At 69.2% G+C, this 20,401-nt stretch carries 20 protein-coding genes and 1 tRNA gene; 15 read left to right on the top strand and 6 right to left on the bottom strand.

What is annotated here, in order from left to right:
- The first annotated feature begins 273 nt into the window (after positions 1-273).
- Positions 274-1,860: a 2-isopropylmalate synthase gene (locus tag ACVBD7_RS09600; protein ID WP_458097257.1), complete on the top strand. Its 1,587-nt coding sequence runs from the start codon at positions 274-276 to the stop codon at positions 1,858-1,860.
- A gap of 107 nt (positions 1,861-1,967) precedes the next feature.
- Here the strand turns inward: ACVBD7_RS09600 and ACVBD7_RS09595 are convergent, their stop codons facing one another.
- Positions 1,968-3,074, bottom strand: a complete 1,107-nt coding sequence (locus ACVBD7_RS09595) for an amidohydrolase family protein (protein ID WP_458097256.1) — start codon at positions 3,072-3,074, stop codon at positions 1,968-1,970.
- Positions 3,075-3,252: 178 nt separating this feature from the next.
- Positions 3,253-3,495: a hypothetical protein gene (locus ACVBD7_RS09590; RefSeq protein ID WP_458097255.1), complete on the bottom strand. Its 243-nt coding sequence runs from the start codon at positions 3,493-3,495 to the stop codon at positions 3,253-3,255.
- A 182-nt stretch (positions 3,496-3,677) separates the two neighbouring features.
- Between ACVBD7_RS09590 and ACVBD7_RS09585 the strand changes: the two genes are divergently transcribed.
- The 7 genes from ACVBD7_RS09585 (at position 3,678) to ACVBD7_RS09555 (ending at position 10,205) form a co-directional block, all read left to right on the top strand.
- On the top strand, positions 3,678-4,721 hold the full coding sequence (locus ACVBD7_RS09585) for a rod shape-determining protein (RefSeq protein WP_458097254.1): 1,044 nt from the start codon (positions 3,678-3,680) through the stop codon (positions 4,719-4,721).
- 129 nt (positions 4,722-4,850) lie between these two features.
- Positions 4,851-5,720: a rod shape-determining protein MreC gene (gene mreC / locus ACVBD7_RS09580; protein ID WP_458097253.1), complete on the top strand. Its 870-nt coding sequence runs from the start codon at positions 4,851-4,853 to the stop codon at positions 5,718-5,720.
- A gap of 7 nt (positions 5,721-5,727) precedes the next feature.
- Complete coding sequence (gene mreD / locus ACVBD7_RS09575; RefSeq protein ID WP_458097252.1) at positions 5,728-6,267, top strand: rod shape-determining protein MreD; 540 nt, start codon at positions 5,728-5,730, stop codon at positions 6,265-6,267.
- 13 nt (positions 6,268-6,280) lie between these two features.
- Positions 6,281-8,176, top strand: coding sequence for a penicillin-binding protein 2 (gene mrdA, locus ACVBD7_RS09570; protein WP_458097251.1), 1,896 nt, complete (start codon positions 6,281-6,283; stop codon positions 8,174-8,176).
- Positions 8,173-9,336, top strand: coding sequence for a rod shape-determining protein RodA (gene rodA / locus ACVBD7_RS09565; protein ID WP_458097250.1), 1,164 nt, complete (start codon positions 8,173-8,175; stop codon positions 9,334-9,336). Before mrdA ends, rodA begins: the two co-directional genes overlap by 4 nt.
- A gap of 100 nt (positions 9,337-9,436) precedes the next feature.
- A tRNA-Lys gene (locus ACVBD7_RS09560) sits at positions 9,437-9,512 on the top strand.
- A 525-nt stretch (positions 9,513-10,037) separates the two neighbouring features.
- Entirely contained in the window at positions 10,038-10,205 is a 168-nt protein-coding gene (locus tag ACVBD7_RS09555) for a hypothetical protein (RefSeq protein WP_458097249.1), read from the top strand.
- A gap of 83 nt (positions 10,206-10,288) precedes the next feature.
- Here the strand turns inward: ACVBD7_RS09555 and ACVBD7_RS09550 are convergent, their stop codons facing one another.
- Genes ACVBD7_RS09550 through ACVBD7_RS09540 form a run of 3 tightly spaced genes read right to left on the bottom strand, consistent with a single transcriptional unit; the run spans position 10,289 to position 13,037 of the window.
- Entirely contained in the window at positions 10,289-11,464 is a 1,176-nt protein-coding gene (locus ACVBD7_RS09550) for a M20 aminoacylase family protein (protein ID WP_458097248.1), read from the bottom strand.
- Between the two features lie 32 nt (positions 11,465-11,496).
- Positions 11,497-12,354 (bottom strand): NAD(P)H-binding protein, encoded by an 858-nt coding sequence (locus ACVBD7_RS09545; protein ID WP_458097247.1) that lies wholly within the window; start codon positions 12,352-12,354, stop codon positions 11,497-11,499.
- Positions 12,345-13,037, bottom strand: a complete 693-nt coding sequence (locus ACVBD7_RS09540) for an extensin-like domain-containing protein (RefSeq protein WP_458097246.1) — start codon at positions 13,035-13,037, stop codon at positions 12,345-12,347. Before ACVBD7_RS09540 ends, ACVBD7_RS09545 begins: the two co-directional genes overlap by 10 nt.
- A 141-nt stretch (positions 13,038-13,178) precedes the next feature.
- On the opposite strand from ACVBD7_RS09540, the gene rplM reads away from it, so the two are divergent.
- The 6 genes from rplM to ACVBD7_RS09510 all read left to right on the top strand — a co-directional run bounded on the left by rplM (position 13,179) and on the right by ACVBD7_RS09510 (position 17,107).
- Positions 13,179-13,664 (top strand): 50S ribosomal protein L13, encoded by a 486-nt coding sequence (gene rplM, locus ACVBD7_RS09535; RefSeq protein WP_458097245.1) that lies wholly within the window; start codon positions 13,179-13,181, stop codon positions 13,662-13,664.
- 2 nt (positions 13,665-13,666) lie between these two features.
- Positions 13,667-14,173: a 30S ribosomal protein S9 gene (gene rpsI, locus ACVBD7_RS09530; protein ID WP_458097244.1), complete on the top strand. Its 507-nt coding sequence runs from the start codon at positions 13,667-13,669 to the stop codon at positions 14,171-14,173.
- A 130-nt stretch (positions 14,174-14,303) separates the two neighbouring features.
- Positions 14,304-15,263, top strand: a complete 960-nt coding sequence (gene argC / locus ACVBD7_RS09525) for an N-acetyl-gamma-glutamyl-phosphate reductase (RefSeq protein WP_458097243.1) — start codon at positions 14,304-14,306, stop codon at positions 15,261-15,263.
- Positions 15,260-15,796 (top strand): gamma carbonic anhydrase family protein, encoded by a 537-nt coding sequence (locus ACVBD7_RS09520; protein WP_458097242.1) that lies wholly within the window; start codon positions 15,260-15,262, stop codon positions 15,794-15,796. Before argC ends, ACVBD7_RS09520 begins: the two co-directional genes overlap by 4 nt.
- 44 nt (positions 15,797-15,840) lie before the next feature.
- Positions 15,841-16,389 carry a hypothetical protein gene (locus ACVBD7_RS09515; RefSeq protein ID WP_458097241.1) on the top strand — a complete coding sequence of 183 codons (549 nt, stop codon included), beginning with the start codon at positions 15,841-15,843 and terminating at the stop codon, positions 16,387-16,389.
- Between the two features lie 64 nt (positions 16,390-16,453).
- A complete protein-coding gene (locus ACVBD7_RS09510) occupies positions 16,454-17,107 on the top strand; it encodes a hypothetical protein (RefSeq protein ID WP_458097240.1) in 654 nt (217 codons plus the stop codon).
- Between the two features lie 172 nt (positions 17,108-17,279).
- Here the strand turns inward: ACVBD7_RS09510 and phaC are convergent, their stop codons facing one another.
- Entirely contained in the window at positions 17,280-19,571 is a 2,292-nt protein-coding gene (phaC, locus tag ACVBD7_RS09505) for a class I poly(R)-hydroxyalkanoic acid synthase (protein ID WP_458097239.1), read from the bottom strand.
- A gap of 272 nt (positions 19,572-19,843) precedes the next feature.
- On the opposite strand from phaC, the gene ACVBD7_RS09500 reads away from it, so the two are divergent.
- Positions 19,844-20,359, top strand: a complete 516-nt coding sequence (locus tag ACVBD7_RS09500; protein WP_458097238.1) for a hypothetical protein — start codon at positions 19,844-19,846, stop codon at positions 20,357-20,359.
- The last annotated feature ends 42 nt before the right edge of the window (positions 20,360-20,401 follow it).

Here is a 20,401-nt window from a genome sequence, read left to right as displayed (position 1 = left end):
CCTGCATCACGCATGCGGGACGATGGCCGTTTCGGTGCTTGCCCTTCTCCGGAGCGCGACGTAGCCTTCACGTCATGCAGGCGACCAACGCCCGTTCCGCGCCTTTCCGCACTGGCCCTTCGGCCGGCTTCGCCGCGCGCCCGGCTCTCGCCCTCCTCCTTCGACTTCGCCGCCCCTGGGCGTGACGCGCGGCTGACTGGCCCGCATCGCTCAGGGGGATCCCCGGGCGACGCGCCCGCATGTCTTCCACACGGCATTCAAGGAACGGCACAGATGGCCACCAACCACCCCAGCTTCGGCAATATTGCCGACGATCGCGTCATCATCTTCGACACCACGCTGCGCGACGGCGAGCAGTCCCCGGGGTTCTCCATGAACCTGGAAGAGAAGCTGCGCATGGCCGAGAGCCTGGCGGAGCTGGGCGCTGACGTGCTGGAGGCGGGTTTTCCGATCGCAAGCCCGGGCGATTTCGAGAGCGTGCACTCGATCGCCACGCGCTTCGCCAAGGGTGGGCCGGTGGTCTGCGGGCTGGCGCGGTCGGCGGATGGGGACATCATCCGGGCGGCCGAGGCGATCAAGCCGGCCGGGCGCGGACGTATCCACACCTTCATCTCGACCAGCGAGCTGCATATGCGCGTGAAGCTGCGCATGTCGGATGCGGATGTGCTGGCGGCGGTGGTGCGCAGCGTGACGCTGGCGCGGCAGCACACGGATGATGTGGAGTGGTCGGCCGAGGACGGAAGCCGCACCGATCCGGAATTCCTGTGCCGCTGCGTCGAGGCCGCAATCAAGGCGGGTGCGACGACGATCAACGTGCCGGACACGGTGGGCTATGCGCTGCCCGAGGACATGACGCGCATCTTCTCCATGCTGCGCGAGCGCGTGCCGGGGGCGGATGGGGTGATCTTCTCCACCCACAACCATGACGACCTAGGTCTGGCGGTTGCCAACACACTGGCGGCGATCCAGGCCGGGGCGCGGCAGGTGGAGTGCACGATCAACGGGATTGGCGAGCGCGCCGGCAACGCCTCGCTCGAAGAGGTGGCGATGGCGCTGCGGACCCGCGGGAACGCCATCGCGCGGAAGACGGGCATCCACACGCCGAACATCCTGCGGACCTCGCGGTTGCTGGCGACGATCACGGGTTTCGACGTGCAGCCGAACAAGGCGATCGTCGGGCGCAACGCCTTCGCGCATGAGAGCGGGATCCATCAGGACGGCGTTCTGAAGGATGCCTCCACTTACGAGATCATGACGCCGGAGAGCGTGGGCTGGACCACGAACTCCCTGGTGCTGGGCAAGCATTCCGGGCGCGCGGCCTTCCGGGACAAGCTGAAGGCACTGGGCTACGAGCTGGGCGACAACGCGCTGAACGACGCGTTCCGGCGCTTCAAGGACCTCGCCGACCGCAAGAAGGTCGTCTACGACGAGGACGTTTCGGCGTTGGTGGATGACGAGGTGGTTCGGCAGAACGACCGCGTGAAGCTGACGGCACTGACCGTCACCTCCGGCCTGAACACGCGACCGATGGCGACGCTGAAGCTCGAGATCGACGGCGAGGAGATCGAGGGCATGGCGGTGGGCGACGGCGCGGTGGACGCGACCTTCAACGCGATGCGCGTTGCCTATCCCCATGAGGTGGCGCTGAAACTGTACGCGGTGCAGTCCGTGACCGGCGGGACCGATGCGCAGGCGCGGGTGACCGTGCGCTTCGAGGAGCACGGCAAGCTTGTGGACGGGCAGGGGGCGGATACGGACACGATCGTCGCCTCGGCCCGGGCCTATGTGAATGCGCTCAACAAGCTGATGGTGAAGCGGGCGCGGACTGCGCCGGCGGAGATGGCAGCTCCGGCGGCCTGAAGGCCAGGGGGAGGTATCCCCCCTGGACCGCGTTCTGTGCGGCTGGCCCGAAGGCAAGCCTGAAGAAGATGGTGAGAGGCTCGGGGATATCCCCGGGCCTTTTCTCTTTACCCGGCTCGTAGGCGGGGGATCAGGGCTTCGGCATTTCCGGATTCGATGCGGCGCAGGGTGGCAACATCCAACCCGCATCCCGCCAGGCCCTGAACCTGTTCGAGGCTGGTGCGGTACGGGAAGTCGCTGCCCAGAACGAGTTGGCTGGAGGGGACGAGCTGCAGCAGGGCGCTCATGGCGACGGGGTTCGCGGCCTGAGCGGTGTCGTAAAGGAAGCGGCCCAGGGCGGGGCGGACGGCGCCGCCGGCGAGGCGGGCGGCCATGGCGGGGATGCGGGCCTGAAATTCCAGGCGCTCGATCACGAAGGGCATCGTCCCGCCGGCATGAGAAAAGATGAAGCGGATCTCCGGGTAGCGGGCAGCGGTGCCGCTGAACATCAGGCTGGCGATGCTGCGGGTCGTGTCGGTGCCGAACTCGACCACGGTGTCGAAAACGTTGGGGACCAGGTTCTCGCAGCATTGCGGGGAGAGCGGGTGGGTCGCGGCGACCGCGCGGCGGCGGTTCAGTTCTTCATAGAGCGGGTGGAAGGCGGCATCGCCGAGCCACTGCCTTCCGTAACTGGTGAAGAGGAGGACGCCGTCCGCTTTCAGCACATCCATCGCATAGGCGGCCTCGGTGAGGCTGCCGTCGATATCGGGCAGGGGAAGGGTGGCGAAGGCGCCGAAGCGGCCGGGGTGTCGCTGCATGAGCTCGGCCGCGTATTCATTGCAGACACGTGCCAGGCGGCGGCGCTCATCCCCCTCCACGAAGCTAAGGGCGGGGGTGCTCACGGAGAGCATGGCGACGTCGATGCCGGCAGCGTCCATGTCGGCAATGGTGCGCTCGGGAGTCCAGTCGCGGGCCACAGGGAGGAGATCGAGCTTCTGGAGGGCGGCGTCGCGCCAGGCCGGCGGGGTCAGGTGATGGTGGATGTCGATCCGGCGGGGGCGCGCGGCAGGCTGGGCCGTGACGGGGCCGGGTAGGGAGGCGGCGGTGCCGAGCGCCACGAGCCCGGACAGGAGGGAGCGACGGGGCAGGGCGGCGGTAGGGTGATGCCGGGCCGGGCGGGCTTTGCAGCCGCATCCGGCATGGAGGCCGCCCGCGTCGCAGGTGAGGCTGATCATGATCTGGCGTTCCGTTCCCTGCGGGACGCTCGTTCCGGCGGCCCTTTCGGAATGGAACGCCCCGTGGGGCGGGCGCGCAAGCGGTGCCGGAATCAGGAAGGGCGCCCCCGTAAGGAGGCGCCCCAATTGCTCTGATTGTCCTTTGGCCGCGGGAGTATGACCCCCGCGACTGACCGGCTCAGCGCCAGGCGGGACGGCCGAGGTTGATGTCGCGGCCGCTCGTCAGCGCGCCGCCGGCAGCACCGGCCGCGCCGCCGATGAGGGCGCCCGTGCCGGCATTGCCGCCGGTGATGGCGGCAACGCCCGCGCCGGCGCCGGCACCGAGAAGGCCGCCGGAGACCGCACGGTCACCGGTGCTGTAGCCGCAGGCGCCGAGGCTGAGGCTGGCAATGGCGAGGAGGGCGAGGCTGGTCTTCCGCATGAGCTTATTCCTTCGGGGTTGAACTATGTCCCTGGAACGCGCCTTCTTCGGCCTCGGTTGCGGGTTTGTCATCTTGCCCCAAAAAGACCCTTTTCCGGCTTGAGCGGCCCAGCCCTTGCGGCTAGTCACCCCATCGCCCGGCCCTGCCGGCCACTCCACGTTCTTCCGAGGTCAGATCCCCCATGTTCTCTCGCCTGTTCGGCTTCCTCTCCGCCGACATGGCCATCGACCTCGGCACCGCGAATACCCTGGTCTATGTGAAGGGCCGCGGCATCGTCCTGAACGAGCCGTCCGTCGTGGCCATCGCCGATATCCGTGGCCGCAAGCAGGTGCTGGCGGTGGGGGAGGAGGCCAAGCAGATGCTGGGCCGCACCCCTGGCAACATTGCTGCCATCCGCCCGCTGCGGGACGGCGTGATTGCCGACTTCGAGGTGGCGGAGGAGATGATCAAGCACTTCATCCGCAAGGTGCATAACCGGCGGAGCTTCGCCTCCCCGATGATCATCGTCTGCGTGCCCTCGGGCTCCACGGCGGTGGAGCGACGGGCAATCCAGGAGAGCGCCGAGAGTGCGGGCGCGCGGAAGGTATTGCTGATCGAGGAGCCGATGGCGGCGGCGATCGGGGCGGGGCTGCCGGTGACCGAGCCGTCGGGCTCTATGATCGTCGATATCGGCGGCGGGACGACTGAGGTGGCCGTCATTTCGCTGGGCGGCATCGTCTATGCCCGCTCCGTCCGCGTGGGCGGGGACAAGATGGACGAGGCCATCATCTCCTATATCCGGCGGCAGTTTAACCTCCTGATCGGCGAGAGCACGGCCGAGCGGATCAAGATGGGGATCGGCGCCGCTGCCCAGCCGGAGTTCGGGGAGGAGGGGCCGATCATCGAGGTGAAGGGCCGTGACCTGATGAACGGCGTGCCGCGGGAGGTCTATGTCTCCATGCGACAGATCTCGGAGAGCCTCGCTGAGCCGGTGTCCCAGATCGTGGAGGCGGTGAAGGTGGCGCTGGAGAACACGCCGCCGGAGCTGGCGGCTGACATCGTTGACAAGGGAATCGTGCTGACCGGCGGCGGCGCCCTGCTGCACGGGCTGGACGAGGTTTTGCGCGAGGCGACCGGTCTTCCGGTGAGCGTAGCGGAGGAGGCTCTCTCCTGTGTCGCGCTGGGCACGGGCCGTGCCCTTGAGGAAATGAAGCGGCTGCGCCACGTTCTCTCCTCCATGTACTAGCGTGTCATGGGCTATGATCGGGGAGCCGCTACGGTCGCCCGAACAGTAAGTTTTCTTCACGATCAATCTTCTGGGCGCCGTTCATCCTATATGGGCTGAGGCGTTGCGGGGCGGGAAGGGAGGGTCGGCTTGATACGTCTGAGTGTCCCCCTCCGGCAGGCCCTGGCGCGGCTCTCGGTGCCCGTGCTGATCGCCGCCGCCTTCGGCACGATGCTGCTGGGCAAGGCCGATACGCTTCTTGTCGAGCGCACCCGGATGGCTGTGGCCGACCTGCTGGCGCCTCTCTATTCCGTGGCGGCCGAGCCGATCGGGGCGGTGCGGGGCGCCGTCTCGGAAATGCAGGGGTTGCTCGACCTGCGGCAGGAGACAGCGCGGCTCCGGGAGGAGAACGATCGGCTGCATCGCTGGCAGGCCGCGGCCCTCGCGCTCGAGGCGGAGAACGCGCTGCTTCGCCGGCAACTCTCCTTCGTGCCCGATCCGGCGCCGCAGTTCCGCACGGCGCGGGTGGTGGCGGATGCGGGTGGGACCTATGCCAAGGCAGTGCTGATCGCGACCGGGCCGCTTCTCCATGTGGAAAAGGGACAGGTTGCGCTTGATGAGCGCGGCTTGGCCGGGCGGGTGACGGAGGTGGGGGCGCGGTCCGCCCGTATCCTTTTGGTCACCGACATGAACAGCCGGATCCCGGTGGTGCTGGAGGGCTCCCGCGCGCGGGCGATGATGGTTGGGACCAACGGCGCGCGGCCGCGGCTGCAGCACTGGCCGGCGGGGATGCAGCCGCAGGACGGGGACCGGGTGGTGACCTCGGCCGAGTCGGCGACCTTCCCGGCGGGACTTCCTGTGGGGATCGTGCATCTCGGCGAGACCGGGTGGCCGGAGGTGGAGCTGTTCGCGCAGCTGGACCGGCTGGATCTGCTGCGGATCTTTGAGTTCGGCCTGGCCGGTATTCTCCCGCCTGAGGCGGTCGCGCGGCCAGATCCATCCACCCGGCCGCGGCGGTAGGGGCGGCATGGCGCGTCCCGGACGCCCCGCCTCGGCCCCTGGCCTGCTGGCGCGGCTGGATGCGCTGGCGCGTGCGGCCGTGCCAGGGGTGAGCACGGCCATTGTCATGGTGGCGGCGGCGGCGCCCGTTGGCCTGCCGTCTTTGCTGCCGGCGATTGGCTTGGCGGGGGTGTTCTTCTGGAGCCTGTTCCGGCCGGCTTCCATGTCCGCACCGGTCGCCTTCGGGCTGGGGCTGCTGCAGGACCTTCTCGGCTTTGCGCCTTTGGGCATCGGGGTGCTGATCCTGCTGCTGGTGCATGGGTCGGCGCTGCGGCTGCGGCGGGTGCTGGTGCGGAAGTCCTTCCTGCTGGTGTGGCTGGCCTATTGCGGCTTCGCGGCGCTGGCGGTGGGGCTGGGCTATGTTTTGCACGCGCTGCTGGGCTGGCAGGTGCCGCCGACGACTCCGGCGATCGCCCAGCTGGGATTGAGCATCGGCATCTATCCCCTCCTCGCCTGGCTGATGGCCTGGGCGCATCGGGGGATGGAGCGGGCGGAGGCCCTAGCGTGAGGGAAAATCGGCGATGAGCGCGGCGCGGAAGGAGGAGGAGGCCCGGCGGGGGGTCTTTACCCGGCGTGCGCTGATGCTGGGGGCGGTGCAACTCGGGGCGTTGGGGTTCCTGGGGTACCGGCTGAACAAGCTGCAGGTGGAGGAGGGCGAGCGCTACGCGACGCTCGCGGAGGAAAACCGTATCTCGGCCCGGCTTCTCGCCCCGCCGCGCGGCCGGGTGCTGGACCGTGAGGGGCGGGTGATCGCGGGCAGCCAGCTGAACTGGCGGGCGTTGATCGTGGCGGAGGATGCGCGGGACGTGCCGGCGGTGCTGGACACCTTCCACAAGATCGTGCCGCTGACGGATGTGGAGCGCACCCGGATCGAGCGCGAGGTGCGGCGGCGGCGTCGATTCATCCCGGTTTCCGTCCGGGAGTTCCTGACCTGGGACGAGATGGCGCGCATCGAGATGAACGCGCCGGATCTGCCGGGCATCTCGGTGGATGTGGGGACGACGCGCGAGTATCCGGAGCGGGAGCACATGGCCCATGTGGTGGGCTATGTAGCGCCGCCGGCGGAAGCCGATATCGGCGAAGATCCGCTGCTGGAGCTCCCGGGCATCCGGGTGGGGCGCGCGGGCATCGAGCGGCATCATGACAAGGCGCTGCGGGGCCGTGCGGGGTCGATCCGGCTTGAGGTGAACGCGGTGGGACGCGTGATCCGGGAGCTGGACCGGCGCGAAGGGCAGCCCGGGCAGGACGTGCTGATCAGCGTGGATTCCGAGCTGCAGCGCACGGTGCGTGCCCGTTGCGAGGAGGGAACCAGCGCGGTGGTGCTGGATGCCCGGACCGGGGAGGTGCTGGCCATGGCCACGCAGCCATCCTTCGACCCGAATGTGTTCAATGCGGGTGTGTCCAACGCGCAGTGGCGGGAATGGACGAGCAAGCGGCAGACGCCGCTGATCAACAAGACGACCAACGGGCTGTATGCGCCGGGTTCCACCTTCAAGATGGTTGTGGCGCTGGCGGCCCTGGAGGCAAAGGTTTGCACGCCGGGGGACCGGGTGCCCTGCCCGGGCTATTACGACCTGGGCGACACGCGCTTCCACTGCCATTCCCGCTACGGCCATGGAAGCCTGGATATGCGGGCGGGCATCAAGCTCTCCTGCGACTGCTACTTCTACGAGATGGCCAAGCGGACGGGGATCGACCGCATCGCGGCGATGGCGAACCGCCTGGGGCTGGGCGTGGATCTCGAGATCGAGCTGCCGGGAACACGGCGGGGGCTGGTGCCGACGCGGGCCTGGCGGCAGGCGCAGGGCAAGCCGTGGAACCTGGGCGACACGGTCGTCCATGGGATCGGGCAGGGGTTCTACCAGCTCACCCCGTTGGCGCTGGCGACGATGACGGCGCGGCTGGCCACGGGGCGGGCGGTGCAGCCGCATCTGACGCGCCTTGTCGGCGGGCGGCCGGTGAAGGGGGTGCGGCCGGAGGACTGGCCATCCCTGGGCATTCCCGAGCGCGACCTGCGACTGGTGCGGGAGGCGATGTGGGCAGTGGTGAACGAGGAGGGCGGCACGGCGCGCGGGGCGCGGCTGCCGGGCAACCTCGGGCAACTGGCGGGCAAGACAGGGACGACGCAGGTGCGCCGCGTATCCCGCGAGCAGCGGGAGCGGGGGTTCCGGGTGGAATCCATGCCGCGGGAGTGGCGGCCCCACGCGCTGTTCGTTTGCTTCGCGCCTTATGACAACCCGCAATACGCCGTCATGGTGATTGTCGAGCACGGGACGAGCGGCTCGGGGGCGGCCGCCCCGCTCGCGCGCGACATCATGGCCGATACGATCAATCGATTCCGTCAGTCCTCGCCCACCGTCATGCCGGCCACGCCGGGCCGAGTGGCCGAGGCTGGGACGGGGATGCCTCGCCCATGATCCTTCGCGACCACGCCATCTACGAGCGCCGCCTGCTGATGCGCCAGCACAGCTTCGGTGTGCTGGAAAAGCTGTGGCAGGTGCCCTGGCTCTTCGTGCTGATGCTCTGCGGGGTGGCGGCCATCGGGTATGTGGCGCTGTATTCGGCGGGCGGCGGGGTGCCGGAGGCCTATGCGAGCAAGCACGCGCTGCGCTTCGGCTTCGGGCTGGTGCTGATGCTGTCCATCTCGCTGGTGGATATCCGGGTGATCGCGCGGCTGGCCTGGGTGGGATACGCCGTGGGGGTGGCGTTGCTGGTGCTGGTCCTGCTGCACGGGAATGTCGGCAAGGGTGCGCAGCGCTGGATCGATATCGGGCCGATCCAGCTGCAGCCTTCCGAGCTGATGAAGATCATGCTGGTGCTGGCGCTGGCCTCCTGGTTCCAGCGGGCATCCTGGGACCGGATGGGGAATGTGCTGTTCCTCATCCCGCCGGCATTGGCCGTGCTGGTGCCGGTGGCGCTGATCCTGAAGCAGCCGAATCTCGGCACTGCGCTGATCACCTGCATGATCGGAGCGTCGATGTTCTGGGCGGCGGGGGTGCGGTGGTGGAAGTTCGCCATACTGGCCGCGGGCGTGGGGTTCGCGGCGCCGATCGCCTATGAGCGGCTGCACGACTACCAGCGGGCGCGGATCACGACCTTCCTCGACCCCGAGAGCGATCCGTTGGGGGCGGGGTACAACATTATCCAGTCGAAGATCGCGCTGGGCTCCGGTGGGATGTGGGGGAAGGGGTTCCTGCAGGGGACGCAGGGGCATCTGAACTTCCTGCCGGAGAAGCAGACGGACTTCATCTTCACCATGATCGCCGAGGAGTTCGGGCTGGTGGGGGCGCTTGGGACACTCGGGTTACTGGCGCTGGTGATCCTGTTCGCGCTGCTGACGGCCCTGCGCTGCCGGCACCAGTTCGGGCGGCTGCTGGCGCTTGGGTTGGGGGTGAACTTTTTTCTCTATGTCTTCGTGAATGTGGCGATGGTGACGGGGAGCATTCCCGTCGGCGGGGTGCCACTGCCGTTGATCAGCCATGGCGGCTCCGCGATGCTGACGGTGATGCTGGGCTTCGGGTTGCTGGGCAGCGCCTATGTGCACCGGGACGTGGAGTTTGCGGCGGCGCGGGAGTAGTGCGCCCAACGACGCGCGAAGGGGGTTGACCTCTGCGACGGATCGGATAGAAGCCGCCTCCCGGGCAGACGCGGTTCGTCGGTCCGGTATGCTTTGGTTCGGGCGCATAGCTCAGTTGGTAGAGCAGCTGACTCTTAATCAGCGGGTCGTAGGTTCGAGCCCTACTGCGCCCACCATCCCCGGATCAGACCTTCCGATAATGTGTCTGGCTCCCTTGAGCGAGCTGTTTTTGTTTGTGCTTCCGGGAGGGCGGAACAGCACGCGGAATGGCAGCGGTCCACGTTACTCTTCAGAGTACGCGGTGGGGCGCGCTTCGGGATTGCGTGATTCCGTTTTCGACGTGCCCCGGGCGGCCAAACCTCCGCGGTTTCGAGCAGGTACCCTTCGGCGATAGAACAAGACGGATGGTGTAAGGGCGCGCCATGCCGGAGTTTGTTGCAGGATCTGGGCCGGGAGCAGGACCAGGCACATAGGCAAATTAAGCGACGGATTGACCCTAGGCGGTCCGGGCGAAAGTTTCGGAGATAAGAACGTCTGTGGCGCGCAAGCCACGAACTCGGAATACCCTCGCGCCTGACGCGCCACGGCCTCTGTTAGCAAGTCAAATCTACGCCATAATGGAGGCGTGATGAACACAAAGACGACATTTCTGCGCGCAGGCTGACTTTCGCCTGAGCACAATTTGGCAAGGGGTGCCGAAGATGTCTGCTGGAATTTCAGTCGATTTCGTGGTGGGGACGACCACGCGGGACGACGTGGTGGCCGAGCTTGATCGCCTGCGTGCTTGTGCGGCGCTCCGCGGGATGGACAGCCTGCAGGCTCTGCTGGAAGCCATCGTCAACGAGATGTCGGCTCCGTCAGGGGACTGACGGCGCGAGCGGCCGAGCCGCAGGCGGGCTGGGCCGCGCGCCAGCCCCGTATAAGGGGCTAGGGCGCGCGTTGTTGCTGGTGATCAGTCCCGACGGGGCATTTGGCTTTCAACCAGGGTCGCCCACCAGGACGCGCCGAGGGGCAGGACCGCGTCGTTGAAGTCGTAGCGGGGGTGATGGACCTGCGGGTCGGTCGGCGAGCGGCCGGCGCCCAGCATGAGATAGGCGCCGTCTTTGGCGTTCAGCATGAACGAGAAGTCCTCCCCGCCCATTGTGGGCTTCTCAAGTTCGACCACCCGGGTGTCGCCAACCACGGCGCGGGCGGCCCCGGCGGCCAGGACCGTGCTCTCCGGCTCGTTGATGGTGGCGGGGTACATGCGGTCGAAATACACTTCGGCCTTGGCGCCGAAGGCCTCTGCGATACCGGAGACGAGGGCCTTCACCTTGGTTTCCAGGATGTCGCCGATTTCGGGCTGGAACCAGCGGGCGGTGCCGCGGAGGTTCACCACCTCGGGGATGACGTTGAAGGCCATGCCGCCCTCGATCTTGCCGATTGTGATGACGGCACCCTCCACAGGCTCGACGTTGCGGGCGACCACCGACTGCAGGGCGGTGACGATCTGCGCGGCGATGACGATGGGGTCCACCCCCTGATGGGGCATGGCGCCGTGGGCGCCCTTGCCGGTGATGGTGATGCGGATGTCGGCGACGGCGGCCATCACGGGGCCGACACGCCAAAGGAAGGTGCCCTCGGGGGCGCCGGGCCAGTTGTGCAGGCCGAAGACGCGATCCATCGGGAAGCGGGTGAACAGGCCTTCCTGAACCATCACCTCGCCTCCGCCGCCCATCTCCTCGGCTGGCTGGAAGATCATGTAGGCGGTGCCGGAGAAGTTGCGGGTCTCGGCCAGGTAGCGGGCGGCGCCCAGCAGCATGGTGGTGTGGCCGTCATGGCCGCAGGCATGCATGACGCCGGGGGTGGTGGAGGCGTGAGGGACGCCGGATTCCTCGAGGATGGGGAGGGCGTCCATATCGGCGCGGAGGCCGATGGCGCCGCCCTGGCCCTTGCCCCTGATGACGCCGACCACGCCCGTGGTGGCGATGCCGGTGATCACCTCGTCGCAGCCGAATTCGCGCAGCTTCTCGGCGACGATGCGGCTGGTGCGAACCTCCTGGAAGTTCAGCTCGGGGTGCTGGTGGAAGTCGCGGCGCCAAGCCGTCATGTCGTCGTGGAATTCGGCGATGCGGTTAATGATGGGCATAGGGGCTCCGGTGGGCGTGTGCTGAGGATTCGCTAGCGCGGGGCGAAGGTGAGGGCCAGCCCTTCCTCAAGGCCGATGGGGTTCACGCCGAGTTCCGCGCGCATCGCGGTAATGTTGAAGGCCTTGTCTTCGGTAAGGCGGCGCAGCTCGGCGGCGCGGATGCGGGGGAGGCGGGGAATCAGGCGCAGCAGGGGGGCGGCGGCGATCAGGGGGGCAAGCGGGAGGGGGATGACGCGAGGCGGGGCGAAGCCGGCGGCGCGGCAGACAGCAGCCAGGAACTCGGCATAGGGAACGGGAGCGGGGCCTGCGACGGTGATGGCCTGGGGTTCCGGCCAGGCTCTGTCCAGCGCGGCGAGGACGGAGCGGGCGACGTCGGACTGGTGGATGGGCTGAACCAGGGCGTGGCCGCCGCCGGGGAGGGGAGCGACAGGCAGGCGGCGGAGAAGGGCGGCCAGGCGCTGGACGTTGTCCTCGCCCTGGGCGCCGTAGATCATGGTGGGGTGCAGGATGACGCCGGCTCGGCCGCTCTCCAGCAGCGCGGCCTCGCCGCGGCGGACGCCGTCGCCGTGCTCGTCCCGCCAGCGGGAGTAGCGGCGGGTGCTTCCCATGAGGACCACCGGCGCCTCGCTGGCCGCGAGGATGGCCGGGGCGTGGCGGGCATGGGCGCAGGAGGCGATGCGGGTGGCGCCGGCGAGCGCCGCGCGCAGGGCCGCAGGATCCCGCAGGTCGGCCAGGGCCGGTGCTCCGGGCAAGCCAGTGGCGGCCCACCGGGCGGCGTTGCGGACCACCGGGCGAAAGGGGGTGCCACGCTCAAGCAGGGCGCGGCAGAGGGCGGCACCGGAGCGGCCGGAAGCGCCGATGACGGCGACGGAACCTCCTTCTAGCGACATGTGCTCCAGCCTCCGCGGTCCAGGTGGAAATGGTCTCGATGGGCGGCGTTGTAGTCCGGGCCGAGGACGGCGCCGAATACCCGGCAAGCGGAATCGCGGACGGCGTGGAGGAAGGGCCCGGCAGGGGCGGGGGCGTCCCAGTCCCTGGGCAGGCCAATGCTGCGGCCGCTGGACAGGGTGAAGCCGGCCAGATCCAGGGCATCCGCGGTGGCGTGGCGGCTGCGGCGCCCACGCTCCTGGTGGTAGATGTTGCGGCAGTTGTAGGCGCCGAGATGGCGTATGCCGGTGACGCGCTCGCCGAAGGCCTCCTCAGCCGCGGGCTGCAGGCCGTGGCGCTCGAAGATGGTCCAGGCCGCGGCGAGAGGACAGTTCACCACGGGTGTGCTGGGGGAGTAGCGTAGCTCCCCTGGCAGGCGGACGGGCTCGGCGATGCCGCAGCCGTCGCGCAGTGGCTGGGCCGGCAGTTGCTGGAGCGGAATCCCGGAAAGGGCGAAGGAGGCGGCGCAGAGGCCAGGTTCGCGCCCCATGCGGGAGAGCTTGTATCGGGTCAGCAGGCCAGGCGGGGCGCGCAGGTCCAGCGGGGCGGTCGGGTCCCAGGCGGCAGGGAGAACCACCGCGCGGGGGAGCAGGGCGATCAGCGCCACCAGGAACGGGGGGAGGAGAAGGAGGAGCCAGCGGCGCATCGCTGTCGCAGATGGGGGTTACTGGCCAGGTGCGGCAGGGGTGCAGGGTGATGTGGTATCCTGTTACCACAGATGTTTTGCTTGACCGTGGGCGCGTGGGCGGCCATATCCCGCCTCACCTCTGAACTGAACTTTGAGAACATGCTCGAAACCCAGACCCGCTCGATCAAGCCGGCCGAGGTCCAGAAGGACTGGATCCTGATCGACGCCGATGGACTCGTCCTCGGCCGTCTCGCCGCGCTCGTCGCGAACCGCCTCCGCGGCAAGCACAAGACGACCTTCACCCCGCATGTGGATTGCGGTGACCATGTGGTCATCATCAATGCCCGCCGCGTGCGCCTGACCGGCAATAAGGCCGAGCAGAAGGTGTTCTACTGGCACACCGGCTATGCCGGCGGCATCAAGGGCCGTACCGCGCGGGAGGGCCTCGAGGGCCGCTTCCCCGAGCGCGTGCTGGAGAAGGCCGTGGAGCGCATGATCACGCGCAACAATCTCGGCCGTGCCCAGATGCGCAACCTGCATGTCTATGCCGGCGCCGAGCATCCGCATGCCGGCCAGGCGCCCAAGGCGTTGGATGTAGGCGCGCTGAACCGCAAGAACGTCGCCGCTGCGCAGAAGGCCGCCTGATCATGAGCGAGCAGACCACGGCCACCACGGCCACCTCCCTGGCCGACCTGAAGGATCTCGTCGCCGGCACCCCGGCCTCGCCCGAGAACGCGGCGATCACCCGCGAGCCGAAGCGCGACTCCCTCGGCCGCGCCTATGCGACCGGCCGCCGCAAGAACGCGATCGCCCGCGTCTGGATCAAGCCCGGCAAGGGTACGGTCGAGATCAACGGCAAGCCGGCGGCGAAGTACTTCGCCCGCCCCGTACTGCGCATGCTGATCGCCCAGCCCTTCCTGGTGGCCGATCGCTACCAGCAGTTCGACGTGTTCTGCACGGTCGTCGGCGGCGGGCTCTCGGGCCAGGCCGGCGCGGTGCGGCACGGGCTTTCCCGCGCGCTGACCAACTATGAGCCGGGCCTGCGCCCGATCCTCAAGAAGGCTGGCTTCCTGACGCGCGACCCGCGCGTGGTCGAGCGGAAGAAGTACGGCAAGCCGAAGGCCCGACGTTCGTTCCAGTTCAGCAAGCGCTGACGCCGGGCGGGTCCGGCGTCTCGCCGGTCCTGCACATGGACTGTTCATCTGGAGGGGCGGCCCGCAAGGGCCGCCCCTCTTGCGTTTCGGCAACCCCCAGCCCCAGTTTTCGATCCCCAAGGAGGGCCCGATGGCCAAAGGCAGCATTCCGAGCGTCTTCATCGACGGCGAGTCCGGCACAACCGGGCTTCAGATCATCGAGCGTCTTCACGGCCGCTCCGATCTCGCCCTGCGCTCGCTGCCGGCGGAGCGCCGCAAGGACCCCGAGGCCAAGCGCGAGATGTTCGCCGAGGTGGACTTGGTGATCCTCTGCCTGCCGGATGCGGCGGCGAAGGAGGCGACGGCTGTCGCGGCCGGGCTGGGAGCGCAGGCGCCGCGGTTGCTCGACGCCTCCACCGCACATCGGGTGGATCCGGATTGGGTCTATGGCGTGCCGGAGCTTGCGCCGGGGCAGGCAGCGGCCATCGCCGCGGCGCCGCGCGTGGCGAATCCCGGCTGCTACCCGACGGGCGGCATTCTGCTGATTCGGCCGCTGGTCGAGGCCGGGCTGCTGCCGCGCGACTATCCGCTCACGGTGAATGCCGTCTCCGGCTATTCCGGTGGCGGCAAGCAGATGATCGCCGCCTATGAGGAGGCGGAGGATGCGCCGGCCTTCGAGTTGTACGGGCTGGGGCTGGAGCACAAGCATCTTGCGGAGCTGCAGCACTACTCCCGCCTGGACCGGCGGCCGATCTTCGTGCCGAGCGTGGGCGACTTCCGTCAGGGGATGCTCGTCTCGATCCCGCTGCATCTGGACCTGCTGACGGGTCACCCGTCCCCTGCCGCGTTGGAGGCGGCGCTGTCGGCCTATTACGCGGATGCGGAGTTCGTGCGGGTGGTGTCGGCCGATGTGGGCGGGAAGATCGAGCCGGAGGCGCTGAACGGCACCAACCTGATCGAGGTGCGGGTCTATGGAAACGAGGCGCGCGGTCAGGCGGTGCTGGTCGCGCGGCTGGACAATCTCGGCAAGGGCGCCTCGGGGGCTGCGGTTCAGAACATGGAGCTGATGCTGGGGCTGGAAGCCGAGAACCGGCTGGGGCGCGCGGCATGAGCGGGCCGCTCTATCCTTTCCGCGGGCGCTGGCCGAGCATCCATGAGGGCGCCTTCGTGGCGCCCTCCGCCTCGGTGATCGGGGATGTTACCCTCGAGGAGGGAGCGAGCGTCTGGTACGGCTGTGTGCTGCGGGGGGACACGAACTTCATTCGCATCGGCGCGCGCAGCAATGTGCAGGACGGGACGATCGTGCATGTGAATGCCGGGACGATGCCGGCGGTGATCGGCGCTGACGTGACCATCGGCCACGCGTGCATCATCCATGCCTGCACGCTGGAGGACCGGGCCTTCGTCGGCATGGGCGCGACAGTGCTGGACAAGGCGGTGATCCGTGAGGGCGGGATGCTGGGCGCGGGCGGGCTGCTGGCGCCGGGCAAGGTGATCGGGCCGAATGAGCTTTGGCTGGGGGCACCTGCGCGGCTCGTACGCGTTATGTCGGCGGAGGAGCGGGCCGGCTGGGACCGGACCGCGCCCCATTACGTCGAGCTGGCGCGGGAGCACCGGGCCAGCCTTGGTGATGGTGCGCCCTAGGCCGGGATTTTCCCAGGGGTGACGCCGGTGCCGGAGGGGATCGAATGCGTCATCTTATCCTGATGCTGGTATTCGCCGTCGCGGGTTGCGCGGCGGATCCGGCGGGGGATGTACTGCCCGTGCCGCCGCTGGCGGGGCAGGGGACGCGCGATCCCGGGCTGAACGCGATTGAGGGCGCGGCGGAAGCCTTCGGGAACACCGAGGCGCTGCGTGGCCGCCCAGCGGATGCGGCGGTGGCGGTGAGCCGGCTGGAATGGGCGGCGCTCGCCGTGCCGGCCGACCGCAGCTTCTTCATCTATAGCACGATGACCGGCCCCGGTCTGACGGCAGCGCGGTGGGAGGTGCGGCGGGCCCTGGGCATCGCCACCGATGCGCCGGCGCCCGTGGTGATCGCAGGAATGGAGGGCGCGGCGGGAGCTCTGGCGCGTGGGGATTCGGTGGCGGCGGGCGCTGCGCTCTCCTCGCCCGTTTTCTCGCCGGACACGCTGGCCCGCCTTGCCGCCCTGCCGCGGCTGCCGCAAGCCAACCAGGCCACCCGGCGGGCGCAGCAGGATCTGGAGTTCGGGCGGTCGGACGACCAGGACCTGCAATGAGCCGGATCGGGGCTTGCGGGCGGGCCGTGACGCCGGGGCGTGGTCGGGGCAAGCTGGCGGACAGATGACAGCGAATCCCCCCGTCGCGCGGCGCCGAATCCTGGCCGCCCTGCTTGCCCTGCCGCCTCTCGCCGCCTGCGACGAGCTGCGACGGCCCAATCTCGTCTGGCCCGTGCCGCCCGGCTTGGTGCCTGCGGATGTCGATCCCGGGCGGGCGGCGGTTGCCGTGCTGGAACAGGGGCTGCAGGGCGCGAATGCTGGCATCTCCGGTAACCCGGTGCGGGTCGCGCGGGTGGCGGCGCTGCTGGAGTGGATGGCTGTGGAACTGATGTCCAACCCCCGCTGGGCGCCCGTGCCGGGGGATGCACGGGCCGGGATCGGGCTGGCGCGGGACGAGATGCGGGGGGCGCTGGGGGCCGATCCGCTGGCGGCCTCTCCGCGACTTGCGGCTGCGCTGGCGATGGCGCACCGGGCTCTGGCGCGCGGCGACCGGGCGGCAGCGGAGGCTGCGCTGCCTTCCGCGCTGTTCCCGCGCGGTGGTGCGGCGGCGCTGGCGCGGCTTTCGGATTCGGGGCCGCTGCCGCAGGGGGAGATCGCCAGCGGTGCGCTGGCCGCCGCGGTTCGGCTGCTGGACGAGACGAATGGCTGGGCGGCCGGGTTCGACACGCCCGTGCCGGCGGATCGCGGTGGGCGCGGGACCATGCCTTTCGGGATCTAGGACGTTCAGCGGGGGCTGGCCTGCGGCGCCCCCGGGGTGCCTGAAGCATTCGTCAGGCCAACGGTACTAGAACGCCTTCTGCCTCGGCCGAAGTGGCCGGGCAGTGGTTCGTTCCACCACCCGGCGATGTGGTTGGCCTGCCAGATCTTCGTCAGAGGCTGGCATGGCGGGGTTAGTCGCCCGCCATCACCTTCACATAACTGCCGGGCGCGTCCTCAAGCGCTGGCAGGGCGCCTGAACCGGGCTCGCGGGCCGGGACGGTGCTGCGATCCTGCGCGGTAATCCAACGCTGCCAATCCGGCCACCAGGAGCCAGCGAACTCGGTGGCGTGCTCGAACCACTCGGCGGGGTCGGCGGGGAAGGCGCCCGGGGCGTTGCTGGTGCCGACCCAGTGGCTGTATTTGCCGCTGTCGGGCGCATTCACGACGCCAGCGATGTGGCCGGAGGCGGCGAGGACGAAGCGGACCGGGCCGGAGAAGAGGCCCGTCGCGCGGTAGCTGCTTTTCCAGGGGGCAATGTGGTCCTCGCGCGTGGCAAGGATGTAGGTGGGCAGGGTGATGTCGCGCAGGTCGAGCGCCTCGCCGCCTAGCTCGATGCCGCCGGGACGCACGAGGTCGTTCTGCTGGTACATGCGGCGCAGGTAGAAGCTGTGCATCCTCGCGGGCATGCGGGTTGAATCGCCGTTCCAGAAGAGCAGGTCGAAGGGGAAGGGTTCCTGGCCCAGCAGGTAGTTCTGGACGACGAAGGACCAGATGAGGTCGTTGGCGCGCAGCATGTTGAAGGTGTCGGCCATTTCCGAGCCTTCGAGGAAACCGCGCTGGCTCATCTTGGCTTCGAGCGCCTGGAGCTGTTCTTCGTCGATGAAGACGCCCAACTCGCCGGACTCCTCGAAGTCCAGCATCGTGGTGAAGAAGGTGGCGGAGGCGATGCGGTGGTCTTGCCGCTTCGCCATATGGGCCAGGGTGGAGGCGAGCAGGGTGCCGCCCAGGCAGTAGCCAATCGCGTTGACTTGGCGCTCGCCGGTTGCCTGCTCGATCGCATCGAGCGCGGCGTAGGGGCCTAGGCGCATGTAATCGTCGAAGCCCATCTCGGCGAGGGATTCGTCCGGGTTCACCCAGGAGCAAACGAAGACGGTATGGCCCTGGGAGACGGCCCAGCGGACGAAGGAGTTCTTCGGGCGCAGGTCGAGGATGTAGAACTTGTTGATCCAGGGCGGCAGGATCAGCAACGGGCGTTTCATCACCGTTTCCGTAGTGGGGCTGTACTGGATCAGCTCCATCAGCGCGTTGCGGTAAACCACCTTCCCGGGCGTGACAGCGATGTTCTCGCCGATGGTGAACTTGCGCTCGTCAGTCATGTTGATGCGCAGCTTGCCGTGGCCCCTTTCCAAGTCCGTGAGGAGGTTGGAGAGGCCCTTGAGCAGGTTCTCGCCGCCGGTTTCGGCGGTGCGTCGCAGGACCTCGGGGTTGGTGAGCCAGAAATTCGTGGGGCTCATCGCGTCGACGAACTGGCGTGTGTAGAAATCGACCTTCTGCGCGGTCTTCGGGTTCAGGCCTTCCGCGCCATGGACCACGTTGGTGAAGTAGCGCGACGAGAGCAGGTAGGACTGCTTGATGAAGTCGAAGACCTCGTTCTCGCGCCAGGCGTCGTCCTTGAAGCGCTTATCGCCGCGTCGCTCGGCGATGACGGGCTCGGTCTGGCCGCCCATCATGCGGCGGGCGGTGTTCTGCCAGAGGGTGAGATAGTCCTGCCAGAAGCCGATCTGGGCCTGCACAATGCCGGCGGGGTTGGCCATCAGCCGCGCCGTCATCTCCAGGAAGGCGCTGCCGATGTTCATCGGATCGGGATTGGGGCGGCCCTCATTGGTGCTCTGCCGGCGGAGGAACTCAGTGACAATGCGCTGCCCGCGCTCGGCGACGTCGGCCATGGTGCGGCTGACCAGGGCGGGGTCGGGGAGGCGGAAGGCCGCTTCGGCGGCAGTGGAGGCGGCGGCCTTCTCGGGAGCCGGCGCAGATTGGGGCCGCGTGGTGCCTACCGGTGCGGCTGCGGGTGGGACCTGGTCGGGCTGAGCCTGGCTGGGTTGAGCTTCGGTGGGCGGAGCCTGGACGGGATGGGATTCAGCGACCGGGGTTGGGCCGCGCTGGGCTGCGGCCGGCGCCGGGGGAGCCTCACGCGAGGGTTCGGCGGGCGTGAGTTCCGGCGCGGGCGAAGAGGCGGCAATGGCCATGGCGAGGCGGGACGCCTCCGGCTCGGCGGCCGGGACCGGGGCGCCGGGCGGGTGGGCCAGCACCATCGGGGCCTGGATCTCGGGGGTAGGAATGGCGGGCTGGGATGGGGCGGGCTTGGCCTTCCGGGGCGCGGGCGGGCTGGCCTGCTCCTCGCCGCCCAGAGCGGCGGCGCCGGCTCTCGCGACCTCCTCGGTCTCCCTGGGCGGGGTGCGGCCTTTTGTCGGCTTCTGGCTCATCTCACCGTCTCTCCCTGGCCCGTGCGGCGGCCGGATCCCGGCGGGCCGAATGGCGGCCCGCGCCGTCAGCCCGTTGCTTCGGGGCCGGTCGCCCCGGCCTCGTCCTCGCGGCATCTCCCGGCGTGGCTTCCGCCGGGCGCCGTTCTGCGGCAAACCCCTGGGGTGAGGAGCGTGCGATGCAGCTAGGGGCCATGCCGTCCCGGACGGATTTCGTCCGGCGCGACAAAGCTAGGGACCGCGACGGGGCAGGACAAGCGCGCCCGGCGGCTCGAATGGCTGTTCGCGCCGCCGCAGCCGCCGCGTCGCTGGTGCTTGGCGGCTGCGTGGGCTCACCGGGTGAGAGCCCCTTCGAGTTCTACCGCCAGCTCTCCGGCGATGCGCTTCAGGGGCGGCCGCTGCCGCCGGGCATGCAGGAGCGCAGCCCGAATCTTGGCAGTGTGCCGCAACGGCCGGATCGCGGCCCGGCTTCCATGCGCTCTGAATTGTCGGACCTGCTGGCGGCCAACCGCGCGGCGGCGGCGAACCCGCCGACTCCCGGCGCGCCCGTGCCGGACCGGCCGGCAACCGAAGGGATGGCCGTGGTGCCCGCCGCGCCGCCGGCACCGCCCCGCCTGGCGCCAGCGCCCGCAATCGGCTCCGGAACGGCGACGGTGCTGCTGCCTGGCACTGAGGCGCCTTCTATCGGGGAGAGCGCCCCGGCCGCGCCGCCGCCCGAGCTGAACATTCCCTCCGCCCCCAATTTGGCGGCGCCGCCCAGCTTCGCGCCGATCGCGCCTCGCGGCCTCTGACCGCCGCCGCTATCCTGGCCCCCGCTGCTGCAAACCCCTGCC

The sequence above is a fragment of the Roseomonas sp. WA12 genome (assembly GCF_054165765.1).
The sequence above is the reverse complement of the archived record's forward strand: the minus strand, read 5'-3'. Positions and strand labels throughout refer to the sequence as shown.